At 62.0% G+C, this 20,893-nt stretch carries 20 protein-coding genes and 1 pseudogene; 17 read left to right on the top strand and 4 right to left on the bottom strand.

What is annotated here, in order from left to right; translation table 11 throughout:
* Nucleotides 1–473 precede the first annotated feature (473 nt).
* Complete coding sequence (locus ACUXUR_RS25615) at nt 474–1,259, top strand: ion transporter (RefSeq protein ID WP_445505174.1); 786 nt, start codon at nt 474–476, stop codon at nt 1,257–1,259.
* 198 nt (nt 1,260–1,457) lie between these two features.
* Nucleotides 1,458–1,973 carry a hypothetical protein gene (locus ACUXUR_RS25610; protein ID WP_445505173.1) on the top strand — a complete coding sequence of 172 codons (516 nt, stop codon included), beginning with the start codon at nt 1,458–1,460 and terminating at the stop codon, nt 1,971–1,973.
* 255 nt (nt 1,974–2,228) lie between these two features.
* On the opposite strand, the gene ACUXUR_RS25605 is transcribed toward ACUXUR_RS25610, so the two are convergent.
* Complete coding sequence (locus ACUXUR_RS25605) at nt 2,229–3,392, bottom strand: competence protein CoiA family protein (RefSeq protein WP_445505172.1); 1,164 nt, start codon at nt 3,390–3,392, stop codon at nt 2,229–2,231.
* Between the two features lie 140 nt (nt 3,393–3,532).
* On the opposite strand from ACUXUR_RS25605, the gene ACUXUR_RS25600 reads away from it, so the two are divergent.
* The 8 genes and pseudogenes from ACUXUR_RS25600 (at nt 3,533) to ACUXUR_RS25565 (ending at nt 8,429) form a co-directional block, all read left to right on the top strand.
* Entirely contained in the window at nt 3,533–3,886 is a 354-nt protein-coding gene (locus tag ACUXUR_RS25600; RefSeq protein ID WP_445505171.1) for a carboxymuconolactone decarboxylase family protein, read from the top strand.
* A gap of 34 nt (nt 3,887–3,920) precedes the next feature.
* Nucleotides 3,921–4,340, top strand: a complete 420-nt coding sequence (locus ACUXUR_RS25595) for a cupin domain-containing protein (RefSeq protein ID WP_445505170.1) — start codon at nt 3,921–3,923, stop codon at nt 4,338–4,340.
* Between the two features lie 191 nt (nt 4,341–4,531).
* Complete coding sequence (locus ACUXUR_RS25590) at nt 4,532–4,804, top strand: cytochrome P450 (RefSeq protein WP_445505169.1); 273 nt, start codon at nt 4,532–4,534, stop codon at nt 4,802–4,804.
* A complete protein-coding gene (locus ACUXUR_RS25585; RefSeq protein ID WP_445505168.1) occupies nt 4,801–5,121 on the top strand; it encodes a cytochrome P450 in 321 nt (106 codons plus the stop codon). The genes ACUXUR_RS25590 and ACUXUR_RS25585 overlap by 4 nt, the downstream gene beginning before the upstream one ends.
* Before the next feature lie 126 nt (nt 5,122–5,247).
* Complete coding sequence (locus ACUXUR_RS25580) at nt 5,248–5,637, top strand: hypothetical protein (RefSeq protein ID WP_445505167.1); 390 nt, start codon at nt 5,248–5,250, stop codon at nt 5,635–5,637.
* A gap of 3 nt (nt 5,638–5,640) precedes the next feature.
* Nucleotides 5,641–5,763 carry a hypothetical protein gene (locus ACUXUR_RS25575; protein WP_445505166.1) on the top strand — a complete coding sequence of 41 codons (123 nt, stop codon included), beginning with the start codon at nt 5,641–5,643 and terminating at the stop codon, nt 5,761–5,763.
* A gap of 626 nt (nt 5,764–6,389) precedes the next feature.
* Entirely contained in the window at nt 6,390–7,415 is a 1,026-nt protein-coding gene (locus tag ACUXUR_RS25570) for an IS110 family RNA-guided transposase (protein ID WP_445505165.1), read from the top strand.
* Between the two features lie 323 nt (nt 7,416–7,738).
* Nucleotides 7,739–8,429, top strand: a pseudogene (locus tag ACUXUR_RS25565) (IS6 family transposase).
* Between the two features lie 167 nt (nt 8,430–8,596).
* On the opposite strand, the gene ACUXUR_RS25560 reads toward ACUXUR_RS25565, so the two are convergent.
* Nucleotides 8,597–9,514: a LysR family transcriptional regulator gene (locus tag ACUXUR_RS25560; RefSeq protein WP_445505164.1), complete on the bottom strand. Its 918-nt coding sequence runs from the start codon at nt 9,512–9,514 to the stop codon at nt 8,597–8,599.
* A gap of 111 nt (nt 9,515–9,625) precedes the next feature.
* On the opposite strand from ACUXUR_RS25560, the gene ACUXUR_RS25555 reads away from it, so the two are divergent.
* The 6 genes from ACUXUR_RS25555 to ACUXUR_RS25530 all read left to right on the top strand — a co-directional run bounded on the left by ACUXUR_RS25555 (nt 9,626) and on the right by ACUXUR_RS25530 (nt 16,559).
* The gene (locus ACUXUR_RS25555; RefSeq protein WP_445505163.1) at nt 9,626–10,873 is read left to right on the top strand and encodes a hydantoinase/carbamoylase family amidase; all 1,248 of its coding nucleotides are present in this window, start codon (nt 9,626–9,628) and stop codon (nt 10,871–10,873) included.
* A gap of 24 nt (nt 10,874–10,897) precedes the next feature.
* On the top strand, nt 10,898–11,800 hold the full coding sequence (gene puuE / locus ACUXUR_RS25550) for an allantoinase PuuE (protein ID WP_445505162.1): 903 nt from the start codon (nt 10,898–10,900) through the stop codon (nt 11,798–11,800).
* 17 nt (nt 11,801–11,817) lie between these two features.
* On the top strand, nt 11,818–12,741 hold the full coding sequence (locus ACUXUR_RS25545) for an NAD-dependent epimerase/dehydratase family protein (RefSeq protein ID WP_445505161.1): 924 nt from the start codon (nt 11,818–11,820) through the stop codon (nt 12,739–12,741).
* Between the two features lie 121 nt (nt 12,742–12,862).
* Nucleotides 12,863–13,963, top strand: a complete 1,101-nt coding sequence (locus ACUXUR_RS25540) for a sugar ABC transporter substrate-binding protein (RefSeq protein ID WP_445505160.1) — start codon at nt 12,863–12,865, stop codon at nt 13,961–13,963.
* Nucleotides 13,960–15,543, top strand: a complete 1,584-nt coding sequence (locus ACUXUR_RS25535; protein ID WP_445505159.1) for a sugar ABC transporter ATP-binding protein — start codon at nt 13,960–13,962, stop codon at nt 15,541–15,543. The genes ACUXUR_RS25540 and ACUXUR_RS25535 overlap by 4 nt, the downstream gene beginning before the upstream one ends.
* A complete protein-coding gene (locus tag ACUXUR_RS25530) occupies nt 15,540–16,559 on the top strand; it encodes an ABC transporter permease (protein WP_445505158.1) in 1,020 nt (339 codons plus the stop codon). Before ACUXUR_RS25535 ends, ACUXUR_RS25530 begins: the two co-directional genes overlap by 4 nt.
* A gap of 406 nt (nt 16,560–16,965) precedes the next feature.
* Here ACUXUR_RS25530 and ACUXUR_RS25525 read toward each other — a convergent pair whose 3' ends face one another.
* Entirely contained in the window at nt 16,966–17,907 is a 942-nt protein-coding gene (locus ACUXUR_RS25525) for an IclR family transcriptional regulator (protein ID WP_445505157.1), read from the bottom strand.
* A gap of 392 nt (nt 17,908–18,299) precedes the next feature.
* Here ACUXUR_RS25525 and hydA point away from each other — a divergent pair, with 392 nt between their 5' ends.
* On the top strand, nt 18,300–19,673 hold the full coding sequence (gene hydA / locus ACUXUR_RS25520; protein WP_445505156.1) for a dihydropyrimidinase: 1,374 nt from the start codon (nt 18,300–18,302) through the stop codon (nt 19,671–19,673).
* A 282-nt stretch (nt 19,674–19,955) separates the two neighbouring features.
* On the opposite strand, the gene puuE (ACUXUR_RS25515) is transcribed toward hydA, so the two are convergent.
* On the bottom strand, nt 19,956–20,882 hold the full coding sequence (puuE, locus tag ACUXUR_RS25515) for an allantoinase PuuE (protein ID WP_445505155.1): 927 nt from the start codon (nt 20,880–20,882) through the stop codon (nt 19,956–19,958).
* Nucleotides 20,883–20,893 lie beyond the last annotated feature (11 nt).

The raw sequence follows: 20,893 nt of genomic DNA, 5'->3' as shown, positions 1-20,893 counted from the left end.
CCCGCTACAGAGCATGGGGATCGTTTGAGCTTGGCCTGTATCGAGACGAGGGCGCGTCATTCCCGTTCATACTTGGCCGGTTAAGTTGCTGCCCTCTCTAAGGGACGATTGCATATGTTGGCATGGAATATGGTTGTTGCATTTCTCTTCTCACTCGTAGCAGTGGGGTCGCTGCGAGAGAACTCGTCATCCTGGCTCCTGATCGTTGCCGAGCTGGTAGCAGTGATCAGCCTCTTTGCTCTGGTGTGCTTTCTGGAATCCAGCGGCAACAACACCGACCGCTCCCATCCGGCTTCCTGATCAATTCGGCATCCAGTAACAAAGACTGTCAGAAACATCCTGCCACTGTGCTGTGACCGCGCTTTCCTGTAGATGTCGGGCCCCTGCTCGATTCGCAAGGAGCGCTTCGATGGAGGCCGCTTTTCCCTGAGCGATCGGGCGGGTCACGTCCTTCCGCTTTCGAAAAGATGGCCATGCTGGAACGATTGCTGACAGACCCGCGCGCTGAACGCGGCATCCTGACCGTCATCATCATCAACGCGATCACACTGGGACTTGAGACGAGCCCCTCTGCGATGGCCGTAATCGGCCCGGTTCTGTTCGCGATCGACCGGATCGTCCTGACGATCTTCGTGCTTGAATTGGCCGCACGTCTCGTGGTCCATCGCCTTGCCTTCTTTCGCGATCCCTGGAGCGTGTTCGATCTCGCCGTTGTCGGAATTGCAATGGTGCCCGCCACAGGAGCGCTGTCGGTGCTCCGGGCGTTACGGGTGCTGCGGGTGCTACGCCTGATTACAGCGGTGCCGTCGCTCCAGCGGGTTGTCGGTGGACTTGTCTCGGCGCTACCCGGCATGGGTTCGATCACGCTCCTGCTCGCGCTCATCCTCTACGTCTTCGCGGTGATGGCGACGAAGCTGTTCGGCCAGACCAACCCGGAACAATTCGGTTCGCTCGGGGCTACAGCCTATACGCTGTTCCAGGTGATGACCTTCGATGACTGGAGCGGTGGCATCGTGAAGCCACTGGCGGAGCAGCATCCTTATGCGATCGCCTTCTTCCTGGTCTTCATCCTACTGTCCACCTTCATGGCCCTGAACCTCTTCATCGGCGTCATCGTGAATGCGATTGATGCCGAGACGGCGGAGGATGCTCCGAAACTGACGCATCCGTCGGGGATTGACGAACGCCTCATCGCAGAGATCGGCGCACTACGGGCTGAAATCGCGGAACTCAAAAGGCACCTGAGCAAAGCAGCCTGACTGGGCCGGAATGTCGGATCGCTCCGCCTGGATCCTACCGGCGGGACGATCTGAGCCGGGCCGTGCCGGGCTCATACGCGCGGCTGAAAGGCTGAATGCAATGTCGGGCCTGGAACGCTGTCTAGAACAGGCAGAGCAACTTTGATAAGACCTGCAAACACCGTGCTTCTCCGTTACCCCTTTGCTGGACACAGCACCATGCAAAGCCTTCTGCTAGGTGCGATCGGGATCGTCCTGGTATCATCCAGCACGCTGGCCGACGGTATGAGCCTGGCCGGTTCTCTCTGGCAGTGCACCCGCGCAGCCGATCAGTCTCTGTTCGTAATCACCTTCTACCCGGGCGGGGGTGTCGGCGGAGGCGAGATGCAGAGCGGTGAGGTGAGCCCGTACATCTTTGATGCCTCCCGCATCAAAGAGGGCGAGTGGCCCGGACGCTGGGAGCAGTACGGACTGAGCTTCACGTGGAGCTTCCCTGACCAGCGAATGGTGATCTCCGGCACCATCAGCTCGGCAGGGAAGCCTCGTGCCAAGTTAACCGGCCGCGAAGTTGCGTCAGGCATAAAGTCTCCAATCACCTGCACCGCACTGTCCCGACTTCCGCCGATAGGGCAGGGACTGGTCATCCCCAGAGATAGCCACTTCCTCGATCTTGAGAATGGGGAGGGCGAACTCAAGGTGCCGGCTGGGATCTCGCTTCAAGGGGAGGATCGGTGACCCTTCCTCAGGGGCTGCGGATGTGGGCGAAGAAATGCCGCACTGGGCGCAGATAGGGAGCGTCAGAGGCACTGACTTTTAATCAGAGGGGCCGGGGTGCGAGTCCCAGCGCGCTCACCATATCTGTCAATGACTTACCGGCACATTGAGATTGGATCGCCAAACTTGCGGAATTCGCCGCGCGCACGCCGTGCACACCAGATGGATTGTGAGAAGGGGGGAGCGGATCCAGAGCGGTTCGGTTCGCAGGGACACTCAGAGCCGCTTTGATGTTTGAGGTCCACGCATCTGGCCTGCCGTCAGCTGCCAAACGATCCACCGATCTCCGGCTCCGGCCGGAAGGAGAATGCCGAGCCGTGACAGAGTGGTTGCCCAAGTGGCCACTGCATTGGCCGGATGGTCAAAGGGTGTGCCGTCCACCCGAACGGCGGCAGCTTCCGCCTCCGTCAACCCGCTGAACCGGCGGCGCAGCCAGCCCCGCTGCCGGATCTTCCACAGGGCACCGGCGGTGGTGATAAGACCTTTGCCTCCCGAGGCCGCGATATCCACCGCATCGGCCAGAATCAACGCTTGCCAGTCGCGTGGTGGAACCGTGAAACAGCCGATCCCGGGCACCTCAATGCCAACGGCATGAGCCAGGTGACGGCCGACGATCCGGTCGTACGCCAGACAGGAGGTGCGCATCGCGCGGACCTCCGCGCAGGCTGCCACATAGGCTCGTCGTAACGGGGTAGCCGCCCGGGCCAAGACTAAGTCCCGCTCCCCACCTCGTCTCTCCCGCTCAGCTTGAGCCTCGCGGAGCTTGGGGTTGTGCAGCCATTTCCGAGGCGCCGTGGCGAGGATCGCCTCTTCGAGGTCTGGGCGGGAGGTGTCGCGAGGAAGCCCTGACAAGTCAATCTCGATGGCGGCCATATCCATGGCCACGATCCGGGCGATCTTCGCCTCGTCGCAGGCATGCGTGACCAGAAACTCGACCAGGAGATGACGCTCGCCCTTGCGGACAATCACATCAGGGACAATCTCGCCGAGCCTGTTCTCCAGGAGGGCAGCATCGAAACCATAGGTCCCTCCTGGGTATCCGACCCATTTGCCTGGACCCGCGCCGTCCACCAGGGGCGGGAGCTCGAGCTCAAGACGGCGGGCGAGCACCTCCTTGGCAAATTTGTGCAGAGCCGTTTCGGGACCAGCCTGGCAGGGCCGACCATCCTCGACCCCATGATGTCCGAAGTGATGGTCTTGCTTGTTGCCTTTGCGGGCGACGAGACGGGTGCCGCATCCTGGGCAGACGCAGTTGCACTCAAGACCGGAGGTGACCTCTGAGATGTGAGCCATCGTGCCGTCCGCCCGCTCCCCGAACACAAGGCTCTCCCGCCCGTCGCGACAGGCGAAACCGGTTAGAAGCGGTGTCTCGGCCGCCATTGATGAGTGTCCTGGGGTCATCGGGCGTGGAGCAAACTCACTGGTCTTGAGGGCAACGGGCCGGAAACGCAGCGATCGACGAACCAGTGCCGGACTCTAGCTGTTCAGGGCACTTGGTGTCGATTGCTCAGGAGGAGCTCATGGCGGAAGCACCCGAGAACCTGCCCTCTGGCGCCAGCAGGGTCGCCCAGAGCTACCCCGACATCTGGAATGCCTTTGCCGCCCTTGGGCAGGCCTGTGCCGAGGCTGGACCGATTGAAGGCCATACGCTTCGCCTCGTGAAGCTGGCGCTGGCCATCGGAGCCCTCTCCGAAGGTGCCGTCCACTCGCACACCCGCCGCGCTCTTGCTGAGGGTATCTCCACGGACGAGCTCAAGCAGGTGGCGCTGCTTGCCATTCCGACGCTCGGGTTCCCGCAGGCTGTGAAAGCGCTGACCTGGATCGAGGACATCACCGATCCCTCACTAGCCGAGAGAGCAAACTGGGAAGTTTAGGTTGCTCATGCGAGCGCACAGGGATTGGTCACCTATGATAGCAGTCGCCGGGAATATCTTTGAGCACATCCTCAGTGAGGCACTGGATGAGGAGTTCACAGAACTTTTGGCCGTAGAGGGGATCAGGATCGAGCGCATTGTCTCTACCGGGCAAGCAAGCCCGCCCGGCTTCTGGTACGACCAAGCCTGGTCGGAGCGGGTGCTCGTGCTCTCCGGATCGGCTGGCCTTCTGTTCGAGGATGAACCGACGCCCAGAGAGCTGAAGAGAGGGGATTATCTGCTCATCCCGGCAGGCCGACGCCACCGCGTGGAATGGACAGATGCGACGGAGCCGACAATCTGGCTCGCTGTTCACTTCGGATCGTTGTCGTCCAGCGGGGCGGCTGAGGCCGACAATCCATTGTCCGAACTAAGCGTCAGGTCTGTCTCCTCACTCAGGAAGTCTGAGGACTAGAGCACGTTGAAGCGTCGATTAGCACAGGGATCACCCCTTCTGCTGCATCGGCTTGGGCCTGTTGACGGGATTATCGAATTGGCGCAGCAGAATTTGCGGGATGCGCTCGAGTACGGCCCCAGGCCGATCCGACTTTGGGTGCTGCGGATCGCTTCGCTATAAGTTCGAGCGCGGCCCTTACCAGCGCAGCTGTGGGACCAGATCGCCACCATGATTCTGGCCGGACACGAAACCACGGCGGTGGCATTGTGCTGGTCGGTGTACCTCTTGGCCCAGCTCTGCCGGAGGTGCAGGAGCAGGTCGCCCAGGAGGCTGCCTCAGCTCTGCCGGATGGCGGAGCTGAGCCCCCTTTAAGCCGGCTACCTTACACGCGAGCGGTGCTGGATGAGGTGATGCGTCTCTACCCGCCAGCCTATGTGATCGTTCGGACGGCCCGCAGGACCAGGTCGCGGGTATCGAGATGAAGCCGGGCGATCGCGCGGTGATCTCCCCTTGGGTGCTGCACCATCAACGGAAACGGTGGCGCGCGCCGGACGTATTCGATCCACAGCGGTTTCTACCGAGTGCCCCAGTGGTCGACCGCTTCACCTACCCACCCTTTGGAGTCGAGCCTCGCGTGTACATTGGTGCTCATTTCGCTCTCACGGGAGCAACCCTGGTGCTGGCCGAACTCGTGCACTCGTTTCGGATAGAGTTGATGACCACGCAACCTGTTCCGCCGGTTGCGGTGGTGACTACCCAGCCTGATCACGCGCCGCCGTTTCGCCTGCAGCGGCGGTAGAGCTGTCAGGCCAAGAGGGCGGACGTTTTACCGGGTCCACGGTTGCTCCCGCAACACAGAAGCAGGCCCCTCTCCAGCGCCGGGGAGCTCCCTACGTCAACGGGCGGGCACTCACAGGAGCGAGCCATGGCACGGTCAACCAAGTCAGTCAGCCGAACCCGAACGGCAGAGCGGGGAATCTCCCGGAAAAGCGTGGGCAAACGAGCAGCGGCTCAGGGGCGAAGCGCTGAAAGAGGGGCAGTCAAACGCGGGGCCGCCAAGCGAGACGCAACTAAGCGGCGGGGATCGCGCGCCGCGCTCGAAGTGAAAGGCTGGACGGTCAACTTTGCCTCCGGGGAGTCGCTCCAGCTTGAGGCGGATGCCGTGAACATCGACAGCAGCGGAACGGTGACATTTTCCCTGTTCGGGAACGACGTGCTCTACGTCTCAGCAGCCAATTACACTTTCATCATGGAAACCAGCGAGCCCCTTGAGGGCAGTGATAAGGGTAGCGGGGAGTCTGAAACTGGACGTTAGGCCATGCGCGCCGTCACGCAGGAGATGCTCGGAGCCGAGCTGACTGATGGGCTACAGGTTCAGAAGGGCGACCGCACCGCAGCCTGCCTGGGCTATCGTTCAGGGCCTACAGCCATACGCCTGTGATCCAGGCGACCAGATTGAGCTACGCGTGCCGCAGGACTGGGATGCATCTCTTGAAGCGATAGGTTTTATCTTGCTCAGGCCATGGTCTGGAACGAGGATTGTCTGATGCTGAAACTCCTCCATCGCATCCGACAATGGTTTCGCCGAAAGCCTTCCGCCGCTGATCTCACCGTGATTGAGTACGAGGCCGTGTCTCTGATCGCGTACGAGGGCAGGGCTGCCTACGTGCAGGCCCGGGAGCAGGCGGAGTACTGTCTCAGTCAAGGAAGCGAGTCAGGCTGCCGGTTCTGGTCGGACGTCGCTATTGAGGTTGCACATCGAACAGGTATGACGAAAAGGGGAAAGACGAAGGAACAGCCGCGATGAGTAGACCTCGGCTGTGGTACCTCAAGCAGAAAGGACATCAGCTTCTCAAGCTTAATGCCGAGGGTTCGGTTTCCTTTCGCTCGCTTCAAACCTGCTCAAATAGTTTGCAAGGGCTTGGCCCAATGGGCGCCTATGTAACTTGGGCCGGTAGCCTTCACTTACTGTGACTGCGACTAAACAGGTTCTGATGAGGTGGACGCCCCCCAACGGCCTTGGTGTGCCAAAGTGGAGGTGTTGAGCACCACTTGAGGGAGGCGTCCATGGGAGAGGTTAGCACAATCGGTGTGGATCTGGCGAAGAGCGTGTTCCAGGTGCACGGCGCCGATGCGTCGGGAGCGGTCCTGTTCCGCAGGAAGCTGCGGCGGCATCAGGTTCTGACGTTCTTTGCTGGCCAACCACCCTGCACCGTGGCGATGGAGGCCTGCGGCAGCGCGCATCATTGGGCGCGCGAGATCGGCAGGCTTGGTCACACCATTCGGCTGATCCCGCCGGCTTACGTGAAGCCCTTTGTCAAGCGCCAGAAGAACGATGCGGCGGATGCGGAAGCCATCTGCGAGGCGGCCCAGCGCCCGACCATGCGCTTCGTGGTGCCCAAGAGCGAGCAGACGCAAGCCGCCGCTCTCGTGTTCCGGGCGCGTGATCTTTTGGTGAAGCAGAGAACCCAGATCATCAATGCCCTGCGCGGTCACCTGGCCGAGTTCGGCATCGTGGGGGCGAAAGGACCAGCTCACGTTCCGCACCTGGTGCGGGCTGTCGAGGATCCGGACGAGCCACTTCCTGAGATCGCCCGACCGATCCTCCAGATGCTGGTCGACACGCTCCATCGGCTGGATGAGCAGATTGCGAGCTTGGACCGCGAGATCGCCCAGCGGGCCAAGGCGAATGAGACCGCGCGGCGGCTGATGACCATTCCCGGGATTGGCCCAGTCACTGCTGCGGCTTTGACAGCCCTTGCCCCACCGGCTGAGACGTTCAGGCGCGGACGGGACTTTGCCGCCTGGGTCGGGCTGACCCCGCTGCAGCACTCGACCGGCGGCAAGCCGAAGCTGGGGGCGACCTCGAAGATGGGCGAGCGGACATTGCGTCGCCTGCTGATCATCGGCGCCAGTGCCGTTGCGCGCTGGACGGCGCGCAACGGGGCTCCGGCAGGCTCGTGGATGGCGCGCATGATCGCACGGAAACCGCCGATGCTGGTACGAGTGGCACTGGCCAACAAGATGGCCCGCATCATCTGGGCTCTGATGGCGAGAGGCGGGGTTTATCAGGCTCCAGCCGCGGTGGTCTAACCGCTCGCGACTGCGGGGCTGTTGGGGCGTGGGAAGGTTGCAGGAGAGAGATGGCGCAACGGTCACCGAGACGGGATCAGGAAAACCAGTGTTGCGACAGGTGCTCCAAGCACGTGGTTCTGAATTGGACCTGATCCGCGAACTCCCATCCGGGCCCGCGGCATGTGAGCCGCATCAAAGGCCGCACACATGTCAGACCCTGACCACGCGCTGCACCGATCCGAAAATTCTTCTTGCGCTTTGCCGGGCGTCCACACATGTCGCAAACTGTTTGTTTCAGAGTTGCAGGTACTCTGCCGGAAGTCTCAGCGGTGGAGGGTGGCGTGTTCAGGGGCAGGCATTTCGATCGCTCGGTGATCCTGCTGTGCGTCCGATGGTATCTGGCTTACGGCCTGAGCCTGCGGGATATGGAAGAGATGATGGCCGAGCGCGGCGTCTTTGTCGATCATGCCACGATCCATCGCTGGACCGTCCACTATGCGCCCCTCCTGCTGGAGCAGTTCAATCGACGCAAGCGTGCGGTCACTGGCAATTGGCACGTGGACTAAACATGCATCAAAGTTCGTGGACAGTGGCGGTATCTCTATCGCGCCATCGACAGCCATGGCGACACCGTTGAATTCTGGTTCAGTGAACGACGCAATCTGACCGCGGCCAAACGGTTTCTGCGCAAGGCCCTCAAACGGCATGGCCGGCCCGAGCGGATCATCATCGACGACAGCCAGACGAACCGGGAAGCGACCTGTCCTGTGACACGACGGACCGGCTTCAGAACAGATCGCGACGCGATCTGAAACCCATTCGCATCCGCCAAAGTGCCTACCTCAACGATCGGATCGAGCAGGATCACCGTGCTACCAAGAGGCGGGTGCGGCCGATGCTTGGTTTCAAGTTAGCGCTCGCGTGATCTTGGGCGGCATCGAGATGATCCAAATGATGCGGAAGGGACAGGCGAAGTATGCCTGCAATCTGCAGCCTTCACTTGCCGAGCAGTTCGATCTGCTCGCCGCCTGAGATTGCTACTGAGTAATCGTCCGTTCCGCGTCTCCTCTCCGAGTTTGCGACACAACCCCGTGAATTCAGGCCAAGGCCCGCGCACACAAGGATCCTGGTTGGTGCGGTTTTCATTCCGCAGACGCGGTACTGACGGACCCGCCAGCGACCCGGCCTTTCGGCTCAGGCTACTCAGGCGATGCCGCGGATGGTTTCGCCTCAATCCGCCCTGCGACGATCTGCTGGGCCAAGGCTTCAAGCACGCGTTGTGCTGGCGTCCAATTGGCCAGTGACCGGATGCTGAAAATCTTGAGCGGGCGGTTTTCTGGATCACAGACGAGGCGTCGCAACCGCCCACTGGCGAACTCCTCCCGATACAGGGCCTCAGGAACGTAGGCGAGGCCCAGGCCAGCCATGGCTAACGATGCCGCCGTGCGGAAGGTGTTGCAGAGCGTCACATTCCGAAAATGCACGTCGTTGGCGGTCAGCCAGGAAAGGGTCGAGCCACGAAACTGCCATTCGCGCGAGGTCGCGATGATCGGCAGGGCCGAGAGCATGCCCGGCGTCAGCACCTCCGGCACACCGTCCAGGGAGGGACCTGCGACCCAGACGAAGGCCACCTCATCGAGATCGGTGGAGACGAACTGCGACGGCGCAACTTCACAGGCCGCGAAGGCTATGTCGAGGCTGTTGTTGTAAAGTTTCTCTTCAATCAGGTGAGAAAGGGCGACCTCGATCTCGAGTTGGACGCGAGGATAGCTGCGGCGCATTTCAAGGATGAGCTCCGGCAGCCAGGTCAGGGCAACGATCTCGGCCACGCCAAGACGAATATAGCCTGTGATGTCGCTCTTGTCCGCCGCCGCCGTGCTGATGAAGCGCTCGGACGCGAGCAGCACTTCCTCGGCCAGGGGCAGCAGGAGGGCTCCTTGCGGCGTCAGGCGGGCCGCGCGCTGAGACCGGTCGAAGAGGACTACGCCGAGGCGGGTCTCCAGTTCCTGGATGCGCATCGAGATCGCCGACTGGGTCGCGTTGAGATGGCTCGCCGCTTTGGCAAAGCTCCCGAGGCGGGCGGCCCAGTAGAAGGTCTCCAACTGCCGATGGTTCATGGCACGACCCTTCAGGAATTCTGATGCTTGAGCTCAGGAATAATTCGATTTTCTTCAGTATCGATATCATCCATGGTTTTGTCCATGCCAAAACCAGCTTGTGAGGAAACAGTGTCTCGCACTGCCGCTCCCATTCATATCGACCCAGACCTCGTCGAGCGCTACGTGCTTGAACTCGCCTCGTTCGGCGCTGTTGGCGACAGTGGGGTGTCGCGCACCGTCTATTCGCCCGAGTGGGTCGGAGCGACCCGATGCTACGCCCGGTGGTGCGAGGAAGCCGGCCTTCGGGTCCACCACGATGCTGTTGGCAATGTTTGGGGGCGCCTGGAGGGCTCGGAGGGGGGCAAGTCCATCACCTCGGGATCGCACATTGACTCCCAGACGCCGGGCGGTCGCTATGACGGGGCGCTCGGAGCCCTCGCCGCGCTGATCGCCCTCAAGGCGCTGAAGGAGCAGTTCGGCACGCCACGCCGGCCGTTGGAGGCTGTCGCCTTCTGTGAGGAGGAATCGAGCCGGTTTCCCAATGCCAACTACTGGGGCTCGCGCGCGATCACAGGCCGCATCAAGCCCGATGACTTGGAAAAGGTGGTGGCCTTTTCCGGGGAGACCATCGCGGAAGCCATGCATGCCGTCGGTCTCGATCCGGCTCGGATTCCCGAGGCGCGCCGCGACGACATTGAGCATTTCGTCGAACTGCACATCGAGCAGGGGCCGATCCTGGAGCAGGCTGGCCTTCCTGTCGCTGTGGTCGATGCCATCACCGGCATCCGCCATTACCGCGCCGAACTCCGCGGCACGCAGAATCACGCCGGGGCCTTCCCGATGGATATTCGCCGCGATCCCATGGCTGGCTTCGCCGAGATTGCGTCCGGCCTGATCAATACCGCCCACCGCATGGGCCGCCCGGCCGTCACTACCGTCGGTCGCGCCGTAGTCGAGCCAAACTTTCCTGGTATTATTCCGGCCAGAGTCGAATTTTCAATCGACGCGCGCCATCCTGATCCCGTCGTGCGGCACCGGCTCTACGCCGTCCACGAAGCCATGATGCGCGAGGTGGCCGAGCGGCGCGGGCTTGAGATTGACTGGCAGGTGATGATCGACCATGAACCGTCGCCGTCCGATCCAGAGCTCGTCTCGATGCTCAACCGCGTGGCGCGCGAGCAGGGGGTGCCGGTCCTCACGATGGCGAGCGGCGCCGGTCACGATTCGCAGCAGATGGCCTCGATCGCAAAGGTCGCGATGATCTTCGTCCGAAGCAAAGACGGCCGCAGCCACACGCCCGACGAATTCTCCTCCGTCGAGGACATCGTCGCCGGCATCAAGGTTCTTGCCGCCGGGTTGCGCGACCTTGCATATTGAGGCCTGAACAGTGGGGAGGGCGCCATGGTTTACCCACGAGACTTGGTAGGGTATGGCCCCAACCCGCCGGATCCGCAGTGGCCGGGTGGCGCCAGGCTCGCAGTGCAGTTCGTGATCAACTACGAGGAGGGGGGCGAACACTCCATCCTTCACGGTGACACGCACAGCGAAGCCTTCCTCACCGAAGAGCCGACGGTTGCCTTCCGCAACATCCGCAACATCAATGTCGAGTCGCAGTACGAGTACGGCAGCCGCGTCGGCTGGTGGCGGCTCCACCGGATGTTCACCGAACGCAACCTGCCGGTGACGGTCTTTGGGGTGGCGACTGCACTGCAGAAGAATCCTGAGGCCGTGGCCGTGATGAAGGCGTCAGGAATAGAGATCGCCTGCCACGGCCTGCGCTGGATTCAGTACGCCGAGATGCCGGAGGAGCACGAGGCCGCCCAAATCGCCGAGGCAATTCGCATCCATACCGAGGTGACTGGCGAACGCCCGACCGGCTGGTACACCGGCCGCATGAGTGTCAACACGCGACGCCTCCTCGCCCGCGCCGGCGGCTTCATCTACGATTCCGATTCGTTCGCCGACGACTTGCCCTATTGGATCGAAGTGGAGGGCCACGACCATCTGGTTGTTCCCTACACGCTGGATAACAATGATGGACGTTACGTGAATACCTACGGCTACCAGTCACCGAGCTTTTCGGCCTATTTGACCCGAGCGTTCGACTTCCTCTGCCGTGAAGCCGCGCGAACCCCACGCATGATGAGCATCGGCCTGCATACGCGGCTGGTCGGGCGTCCTGGCCGCGCGGCCGATTTCGAACAGTTCCTCGACCATGTTGCCGCCGCGAAGGACGTGTGGGTGACGCGCCGGATCGACATTGCCAATCACTGGCGGACCGTTCACCCCGCACCACGCTCCTGACCGAGATGGATGTCGCCATGCCCGCAGCAGCGAACAGCATTGTCGTCACGGGAGCCGGCGGTTTTCTTGGCAGTGCTGTGGCGGGCCGGCTCCGCGCCAAGGGCGCGTGCGTTATCGGCCTCGATCTGAAGGATGACGAGGCCCGGGGCGTCATCGCTTGCGATCTGAGCCGCGTCAAGAGCCTTGAGGCGGTCCTCCAGGACGTCGAGTTCGACAGCATCATCCATTGCGGGGCTATCTCCGGACCGATGCTCCACCGCGATGAACCGGGCTTCGTCGTGCGGGTCAACATCAGCGGCACGCTCAACCTTCTCGAGTGGGCCCGCCGGAAGGCGATCCGCCGCTTTGTCTTTTGCTCATCTGGGAGTGTCTATGGCGCGCGGGATCCTGTCTTGCCAGTGGCCGAGGACACGCCGCTCCATCCGACCTCCGCCTATGCTGCCAGCAAGATCGCTGGCGAAGCTCTGGTTGAAGCATACCGCGCGGCTTACGGCGTCGATGGCGTCAGCTTGCGGATCGCGGCGATATATGGTCCGGGCCGCCGGACCGCCTGCCACATCCACGATATGCTGACAGCGGCGCTGACCGGCCGTCGGCTCGACATCGCACACGGCCGCGACCAGCGGTTTCACTACATCCATGTCGATGATGCAGCCAGGGCCGTTCTCGCGGCCCTGTCGGCGGCCAGGATTGCTCGACCCGCCTACACCATTGCCGGTGACAACGGCGTCACGCTCGGCACTCTCGCTGAAGTTGTGCGTCAGCATCTGCCCCACGTGGAAGTCGCAGTCGGCGGCGGTCTCGATCCGCTCTCGGACGTCCAGGGACCTTACGAGTTGACCGCCGCCTCGGCAGACCTCGGCTGGCGCCCGACCGTGAGTCTCGGCGACGGAATCCGGCGCTATGCCAACTGGCTCGCCGAACAGGTTCAAAACAATTGAAGATAACAGCTCAAATCATTTCGATTGCATGAAGTGTTAGAATAATCGAGCATCGATGGACAGGCGAACTCAAAGGCCTGCTGAGTATGTCATCGAATGCGCAAGAACCAGAGGGAAATCGATGAGAAACAGTTATGTGCTGTCCGTCGCCGGTGCCGTGGCGGGTTTTGTCCTCAGCCTGTCGGCGACCTCCGCCGCGGCGCTCGATCTCGAGGCGGTTGCCGCTCACATCGCCGAGCATCAGCAACTGCCTAAGTTCGAGCCGGCCGGCGAGCCTTTCAACGCCCGCGCCTGCATGGCTGGCAAGAAGATGATGGTCGTGCCGTTCTCGAGCGCAGTGGAGTTCACGGGTGGTGTCGCGACGCGGATGACCGAAATTGCCAAAGAGATCGGCTTTCAGTACGACCATTACCAGACCCAGGGGCAGCCATCCCAGTGGATTCAGGGCATCAACCAGGCTATCACCCAGCGCTACAGCCTTGTCGACGTGTTGATGTCGGATCCGCGGGTGCTGGTGCCGCAAGCGACCCAGGCCGATCAGGCCGGGGTCAAGATTGTTGCAGCCCATGCCGCCGGGTTCGATACCTCTCCGCCGAAGCCGTTCCTCGAGGTCCCGATCGACTACACGCAGGCCGGCCAGCTCATGGCCGAGTGGGCGATCCACAAGACCAAAGGCAAAGCCAGCATCCTCGCCATCGTGGCCGAGGATTCGTTTTCCGCCAATTCGCTGATCAACGGCATCAAGGCCGCCACCGCCAATTGTCCCGACTGCAAGGTCACCTTCGTCAATGTGCCCGTCACAGACTGGGCGACGCGCATGCAGCCGACCGTGCAGTCCGCGCTGCTTCGGGATTCCTCGATCAACTACATCATTCCGATCTACGACGGCATGGCCCAGTTCGTCGTGCCAGCGGTCGAGCTCACCCAATCGGCGGACCGCGTGAAAATCGCGACCTTCAACGGCAGCCCGTATGTGCTCCAGTTGGTCCAGCAGGGCAAGGTAGAGATGGACATTGGCGAGAGCATTGACTGGGTCGCCCATGCCATCGTCGATGCGGAGATGCGGATCCTGTGCGGCCTGCCTCCGGTCAAGGATCCCAAGGTGCCGCTCTACATCTTTGACGCGTCGAATGCCAAGACTGCAGGAACTCCTCCCAAGATCTCGACGGGCTATGGCGACGCCTACATTGCCGGCTATCGCAAGCTGTGGGGTCTTCAGTGACGTCGGCGATCATCGGGGCGGCCGCGTCGGCCGCCCCCAACCTTCGGGTAGAAAAGCTCACCAAGTCCTTCGGCGCGGCTACAGTGCTCCAGGATGTGAGTTTCGAGCTCGGGTACGGCGAGATCCACGGCCTGCTCGGTCATAACGGCTCAGGAAAATCGACTCTGATTAAGATCCTGACGGGCGTCTACGAGCCGGACGCGGGTCGGGTGTGGATCGGGGGCCGGGAGTTGCCCCTGCCGCTGCCATCGGGCGAGTTCAATCGGTACGGCATTGCCGTAGTTCATCAGGCCCTTGGCCTCGTCCCTTCGCTCTCCGTGACCGAAAATGTCCTCGTCCGCAGGCTCGTGCGCGACGCCAATCCCATGATCGATTGGAGCAGCGCGCGGCGGGAGGTGCGGGCGCTGCTGGACGAGTATGGGCTCGCGATCCAGCCTGACATGCCGGTGGCCGATCTTCCGCCGGTCGAGCGGGCTCTCTTGGCCATCGTGCGCGCCCTCAACGAGATCCGCGAGACCGTGCCGCGGGAGGGTGGGCTCCTGATCCTGGACGAGCCGACTCCCTTTCTGTCCCGGCCTGACGTGGAGCGCCTGTTCGACCTCGTGCGTGGGCTCGCCAAGCGCGGCACCAGTGTCGTCTTCGTCTCCCATGATGTCGACGAGGTGATGGAGCTGACCGATCGTGCGACCGTGCTGCGCAATGGCGCCGTCACGGCCAGCCTGATCACGCGAAATGCGTCCAAGACCGATTTTATCGCGGCTATCGTTGGGCGGCACATCCACACCGGCCGCTCGGTTCGGCCTGCCCTCGACCTAAATGCCGCGGTTGAGATCAGGGGGCTGACGGGCCCTGGCGTCAGGCGCCTGGATCTGTCCGCCCGCCACGGCGAGGTCGTCGGCCTCACCGGCCTGATTGGCTCGGGGTATGATCGGGTTCCCTATTTTCTCTACGGCGCCGAAACGGCAGCGGGAGGAACCCTGGCCCTGTCGGGCCCTGTCGCCGACCTTAGCGGAATCACGCCAAGCGCCGCCATGCGCATGGGCATCGTCCTGGTGCCGGGGGATCGGCAGGGAGCTGCCATTGTCGACGGACTGACCGTGGCGGAGAACCTTGCTCTCCCGGCTTTCGGCGTGAGCCTGCCTCGTTGGTGGGTGACGGGTCGGCAGATTCTGAACAGAGGGGCCGAACTCGTTCAGCGCTTTGACGTGCGGCCCCCCGACCCGAACATGCCGATGAAGGGTCTCTCGGGCGGAAACCAGCAGAAGGTCGTCCTAGCCAAGTGGCTGCAGTCCAATCCCAGCCTGATCCTTCTTGACGAGCCAACGCAAGGGGTCGATGTCGGGGCGCGCCAGCAGGTTTACGAATTTATCCAGCGCGCCGCGGATCGTGGCGCCACTGTGATTTGCGCCAGTTCGGATCACGAGCAGCTTGAGAGCATCTGCGACCGCGTCTTAATCTTCAGCCAAGGGCGTGTCGTGGCGAGCCTTGTCGGCGACGAGATCACCAAACACGCGATCACAGAGCGCTGCCTGAACAGCATCGACGGAAGCTTCGAACACACCAAGGAAACCGCCCCATGATCCGGACCCATGAGGTTGCTTCTCTCAACACGGCTGCGGCCCCCACTGTGCGCTGGGGCCGGCGCCCGCTGTTCATCCAGCTGGAGCGCTTCGCGCTTTTGCTGGCGTGGCTTGCCATCATCGCCATCTTTGGCGTGCTGGCGCCAAGCTCCTTCCTCAGCTGGGCCAATTTCTCCACGATCTTCGGCTCGCAAGCGGTGCTCGTGATCCTGACCTTGGGGCTGATCATTCCCCTGACGGCTGGCGATATCGACCTGTCCGTTGCGCAGATCCTGACGCTGTCGTCGATGACAATCGCGGTTCTGAACGTTGGGCAGGGCTGGCCGATCGGCGCGGCGATCGCGGTCGCGCTTCTGATTGGGGCGGTTGTGGGGGTGGTGAATGCCTTCTTTACCCTCTATTTCCGAATCCATTCGCTCATCGTGACCTTGGGCACGGGGACATTCCTGCATGGCCTGACCCTGTGGATCAGCAACTCCCGGACGATCGGCGGCGTCGACTGGACGCTTGTTCAAGCCGTGATCATCACACGCTTTCTGGGGATCCCCCTCGCGTTCTATTATGCCTTGGTCCTGGCGCTCCTCCTTTTCTACGTGCTCGAGTTCACCTCGCTTGGACGAAAGGCCCTCTTCGTGGGGCGCGGGCGCGAGGTGGCGCGGCTATCGGGTATCCCGGTCACCCGCGTGCGTCTTCTCTGCTTTATCGCCTCCGGCGTGTTCGCGGCGATTGCCGGCGTTCTCTACACAGGGACATCCGGCTCGGCGGATCCGAATTCGGGAACGCAGCTCATGCTCCCGGCCTTCGCAGCCGCCTATCTCGGCGCAACGTCGATTTCACCCGGGCGCTTCAACCCGTTCGGTTCGACGATCGCGGTCTACCTTCTGGTGACCGGCATTACCGGTCTCTCGATCCTGGGCATCGATACCTACGTGCAGGATCTCTTCTACGGAGGTGCGCTCGTGCTTGCTGTTGCCCTGTCACAGCTCGTCCGCGGCCGAGAGGAGTCGCTCACCTGAACGCCTTGGTCGTTCCAACCCCGGTTTGGTCGATCCCTTGACACTCATCGCATGCTGACCGGAGCGCATCGGACGGCCTGGACAGCACGCTTGCCAGAGTGGAGGACCTCGGCCTGCCGATCAACAGCGGGGCAGCACAGTCTCATCAACCGAGGTCGTCGCGAAACGACTCCGGTGAAAGCCGGTCAGGACCTGCAGACAGGCTGGCTGATGACCGGATGAGCCCATACGCTCTCGATCAGCGGGAGCGAGGGTGAGCTCGAGTATGGAACCGAAACGCGGCAAGGATTCCTCTGGGGCGACGGTATGATGCCCTTCCAGGGCCAAGCGGATCATGACCGGGAGCGACTCCCTTCGAGCTGTGGGCGCAGGTGGCGTTTGTTGAGGCCGGTCACGCCTGCAGGCACTAAGGATGAGGGAAATTGTCGGGAACGCGACTGCCCATCAGCCCGTGAAATTCACCCGCCGCTCGGATCATCTCGCGCGCGATCAGCTCTTCCTTGTCGCTCATCACCGGGATCGTGCCGATACAATCCAGGATATAAAGCACGTTTCCCTGTTGATCGAAGAGCGGGAGTGCCATCGCCATCAAGCCGTCAGTGAACTCACCGGCGCTTCGGGCATAGCCCCGCTTCCGCGTCGCGGCGATTTCCGAGCGCAGCTTGGTTGCGCTGACAATGGTTCGTGCCGAGTACCGCTTTGGCGTCCAGCTGGCAAACCAACGCTCGACCTCCACCTTGGGACGCCAAGCAAGATTGGCCTTCATTTGAGCGCTTGCATCGCGCGGATAACGGTACCCGATTGGATGGGAGATCTCCATCAGGCCGGGACCGCTGACCTTGTCAACGACAAGGAAAGACCCGTCTGTCAACGGTTGCGACGCGATACAGGGTGTACTGATGTTCTTCGACAAACGCTGCAGAATTGGGCGCAGGTATGTGAGCGGCGATTGCTCGCGCAGCACCGAGGAGAGATCGCGCAAAACACCGGCATGAAGACGATAGGACCGCGTGGCTTCATTGAATTCTAGCCATTGATGGTGGACGAGCGTCTTCAGAATCGCATGGCAATGGCTTTTCGAGACGTCGGTTCTCTCGGTAATGTCGGCAAGCGTCAACTCGACAGCCTCATCGTTGATCAACGACAGGATGCGAATGGCTTTGTCCAGAGCCGGGACAAGGCCCAGGTCCCTCGGCTCGGCCGGCGCTTGGTCCTTGTCGCTCAGGATCCAACGATCGCCCTCCCTCAGCAGCTTCTCGCGGCTCTGTTCGACCGTGAAGGTGGAAGCAGGCTGCGCCCGTTTTGCGGCCTTGGTGGCTTGCTTGGGTACTTTGCGCGCTATCGGCATTCTACAACTCGATCACTTGTCCTGGATGCTCTGCTCCAATGGAGGCAAGGCCAATCTCGTGTTCTATACCGAGGACGCGACAATGCAATTCCTTTTTGCAGCTCCCATCGAACAATGTGAGGTGCAGCCCTCTGGTCTCCGGAGGAGAGTATCCCCGGCCGGTCGGACTGGCCCCGGCCAGCGGGTTCATCTTGCACGTCGGTCGTGCGTGGGCAGGGGTCAGGAGCGCAACGTTCTTGACTTACCGAGGATCTATGGCATTCTTTATGCAGTACGCCATACGCCATACAGGATGAACCGGTGCTTCATAAGGGATTTTTGCGGTCCTTGCAGCATCGCTGGCACCTGCATCGCCGCGGCGGCCTTTCCTCTCGCGTCTTTAGGTTGGATCCATGGACATCATCATTCGTAATGGCACGGTCGTCACAGCCGACGGCATCTCCCGCGCAGATCTCGGGATCGAGAACGGCAAGGTTGTGCAAATCGGCGGCCCACTCGGTGCGGCCGGGACTGTCATCGACGCAACTGGATGCTACGTCATGCCGGGAGGGATCGACGTCCATACTCATGTCGAGACCGTGAGCTTCGACACCAAAACGGCCGATACGTTTGAAACCGCGACCGTTGCCGCGGCTTGCGGCGGCACCACGACCATCGTCGACTTCTGCCAGCAAGACCACGGCCACAGCCTGGCCGAGGCCGTGGCGCACTGGGACGCGATGGCAACCGGAAAGGCTGCCGTCGACTACGGCTACCATATCATCGTCCTTGATCCCACCGACAGCGTCATCGAGGAACTCGGGACGCTTCCGGATCGGGGCATCACCTCGTTCAAACTGTTCATGGCCTACCGCGGCATGAACATGATCGACGATGTGACGCTGCTGAAGGCCCTCGACCAAGCAAAAAAGACCGGCGCCCTTGTGATGGTCCATGCCGAAAACGGTGATGCAGCCGACTACCTGCGGGACAAATTCGTCGCCGAGGGCAAAACGGCGCCGATTTATCATGCTCTCAGCCGTCCCCCTCGGGTGGAGGCAGAGGCGACGGCGCGCGCCATCGCTCTCGCCGAAATTGTCGGAACGTCCATCTATATCGTGCATCTCACCTGTGAGGAGGCGCTGGATGAGCTGATGAGGGCCAAGGCGCGCGGCGTCGATGCGCTCGCTGAGACCTGCACGCAGTATCTTTATCTGACAAAGGACGACCTTGATCGACCCGGGTTCGAGGGGGCCAAGTTCGTCTTTACCCCGCCGGCCCGCACCAAAAAGGATCAGGAGGTCCTTTGGAACGCGCTGCGGAACGGTGCGCTCGAGACGGTCTCGTCCGATCACTGTTCCTGGCTGTTCAAGGGGCATAAGGACAAGGGCAGAGACGACTTCCGCAAGATTCCCAATGGCGCTCCTGGCATCGAGGAACGTCTGATGATGGTGTACCAGGGCGTCAATGCAGGACGGATTTCGCTGACACAGTTCGTTGACCTCGTCGCGACACGGCCGGCCAAGGTCTTTGGCATGTTCCCGCAGAAGGGCACGATTGCCGTCGGATCGGATGCCGATATCGTGCTTTGGGACCCCCATGCGGAAATGACGATCACGCAGTCAGCCATGCACAACGCCATGGATTATTCCTCGTACGAGGGGACCAGGGTCAAAGGCATTCCGAAGATGGTTCTCCTGCGCGGGAAAGTCGTTGTCGCCGATGGCCAATATGTCGGGTCTCCGGGTGACGGACAGTTCCTGAAGCGGCGCAGGTACAAGCAGTAGCCAGCGCTTTGCGCGAACGGCCTCCGCCTTCCGGCGGGGGCTTCGTCGCCGCCGGGCGAGACGACCGGTTTGGTATTGAGACTCGGTCTGCTTTGTGCAGGCGGAGCCTTTGGTTGGGGCCGGTCAGAGTCGGCGATGGGCTGCGCAGCTGCCGGTGGCAGTGGCCACTCACCAGCACACCGGATCGAAGTGCAGAGCCTTGCTTGCATCCCTCAACGTCCGACTCTCTCACCAGCGCAGCGCATAAAAGAGCCCATGGCACCATGGGCTCTTCCAGCGAGACTAGGCGGCCCGAACTCTCGGATGTTGGGCTGGGTGAACCGCCGTCCAGTGGTGAGCGATGTCGATGCGCCGCGTCACCCACACATCCTTCGCAGCCGCAACGTGGTCGAGAAAGCGCTCCAGGTCCGCGGCGCGTCCCGGGCGGCCGACCAGCCGCGTATGCAGGCCAATGCTCATCATCTTCGGAGTGCGGGCCCCCTCCCGGCGGAGCATCTCAAACGCTTGAATGAGATAGCTTGAGAAGCTCTGCGACTGGAAGCCGTACGAGTTGACGTAACGCCCGTCGTTGTTGTCGAGCGTGTAGGGGATGACGAGGCGATCCTCGCCATTCACGTTGACCCAATACGGAAGATCATCGGCGAACGAGTCGGAATCGTAGACGAAGCCGCCAGCCTCGGTGATGAGGCGGCGGGTGTTGGGACTCATCCTGCCCGTATACCAGCCGCGCGGCGGCTCACCGGTGGCAGCAGTGTGAATTCGGACGGCTTCTGCGATGTGCCGGGCCTCCTGTTCTGCGGGCATTTCGGCATAATTGATCCAGCGCAGGCCGTGGCAAGCAATTTCCCACCCGGCCGATTTCATGGCGGCCACGGCCTCAGGGGCCTGTTCGATGGCCTTCGCGATCGCGAACACCGTCACTGGGAGCGCCCGCTCGGTAAAGAGTCGGTGCAGCCGCCAAAAGCCAGCGCGACTGCCGTACTCGTACTGGGATTCGACGTTGAGGTTGCGAGCCCCGATCAGTGAACCCGTCGGCTCCTCCGTCAGGAAGGATTCGGAGACATCGTCGCCGAGTAGCACGGACCGTTCTCCACCTTCCTCGTAGTTGATGACGAACTGGACGGCGAGCTTGGCGCCATCAGGCCACTGCGGGTCCGGAGGGGTCTCGCCGTAGCCGGTGAAGTCTCTTGAGGATATCGTGGCTCTCACTGTGTTCTCCA

The sequence above is a fragment of the Microvirga medicaginis genome (assembly GCF_052658925.1).
The sequence above is the reverse complement of the archived record's forward strand: the minus strand, read 5'-3'. Positions and strand labels throughout refer to the sequence as shown.

What these genes read in the sequence shown, in the direction of transcription:
- ACUXUR_RS25615 (WP_445505174.1), top strand. Translation starts at nt 474, where the DNA reads ATGCTGGAACGATTGCTGACAGACCCGCGCGCTGAACGCGGCATCCTG.
- ACUXUR_RS25610 (WP_445505173.1), top strand. Translation starts at nt 1,458, where the DNA reads ATGCAAAGCCTTCTGCTAGGTGCGATCGGGATCGTCCTGGTATCATCC.
- ACUXUR_RS25605 (WP_445505172.1), bottom strand. Translation starts at nt 3,392, where the DNA reads ATGGCGGCCGAGACACCGCTTCTAACCGGTTTCGCCTGTCGCGACGGG.
- ACUXUR_RS25600 (WP_445505171.1), top strand. Translation starts at nt 3,533, where the DNA reads ATGGCGGAAGCACCCGAGAACCTGCCCTCTGGCGCCAGCAGGGTCGCC.
- ACUXUR_RS25595 (WP_445505170.1), top strand. Translation starts at nt 3,921, where the DNA reads ATGATAGCAGTCGCCGGGAATATCTTTGAGCACATCCTCAGTGAGGCA.
- ACUXUR_RS25585 (WP_445505168.1), top strand. Translation starts at nt 4,801, where the DNA reads ATGAAGCCGGGCGATCGCGCGGTGATCTCCCCTTGGGTGCTGCACCAT.
- ACUXUR_RS25580 (WP_445505167.1), top strand. Translation starts at nt 5,248, where the DNA reads ATGGCACGGTCAACCAAGTCAGTCAGCCGAACCCGAACGGCAGAGCGG.
- ACUXUR_RS25575 (WP_445505166.1), top strand. Translation starts at nt 5,641, where the DNA reads ATGCGCGCCGTCACGCAGGAGATGCTCGGAGCCGAGCTGACTGATGGG.
- ACUXUR_RS25570 (WP_445505165.1), top strand. Translation starts at nt 6,390, where the DNA reads ATGGGAGAGGTTAGCACAATCGGTGTGGATCTGGCGAAGAGCGTGTTC.
- ACUXUR_RS25560 (WP_445505164.1), bottom strand. Translation starts at nt 9,514, where the DNA reads ATGAACCATCGGCAGTTGGAGACCTTCTACTGGGCCGCCCGCCTCGGG.
- puuE (WP_445505162.1), top strand. Translation starts at nt 10,898, where the DNA reads ATGGTTTACCCACGAGACTTGGTAGGGTATGGCCCCAACCCGCCGGAT.
- ACUXUR_RS25545 (WP_445505161.1), top strand. Translation starts at nt 11,818, where the DNA reads ATGCCCGCAGCAGCGAACAGCATTGTCGTCACGGGAGCCGGCGGTTTT.
- ACUXUR_RS25540 (WP_445505160.1), top strand. Translation starts at nt 12,863, where the DNA reads ATGAGAAACAGTTATGTGCTGTCCGTCGCCGGTGCCGTGGCGGGTTTT.
- ACUXUR_RS25530 (WP_445505158.1), top strand. Translation starts at nt 15,540, where the DNA reads ATGATCCGGACCCATGAGGTTGCTTCTCTCAACACGGCTGCGGCCCCC.
- ACUXUR_RS25525 (WP_445505157.1), bottom strand. Translation starts at nt 17,907, where the DNA reads ATGCCGATAGCGCGCAAAGTACCCAAGCAAGCCACCAAGGCCGCAAAA.
- hydA (WP_445505156.1), top strand. Translation starts at nt 18,300, where the DNA reads ATGGACATCATCATTCGTAATGGCACGGTCGTCACAGCCGACGGCATC.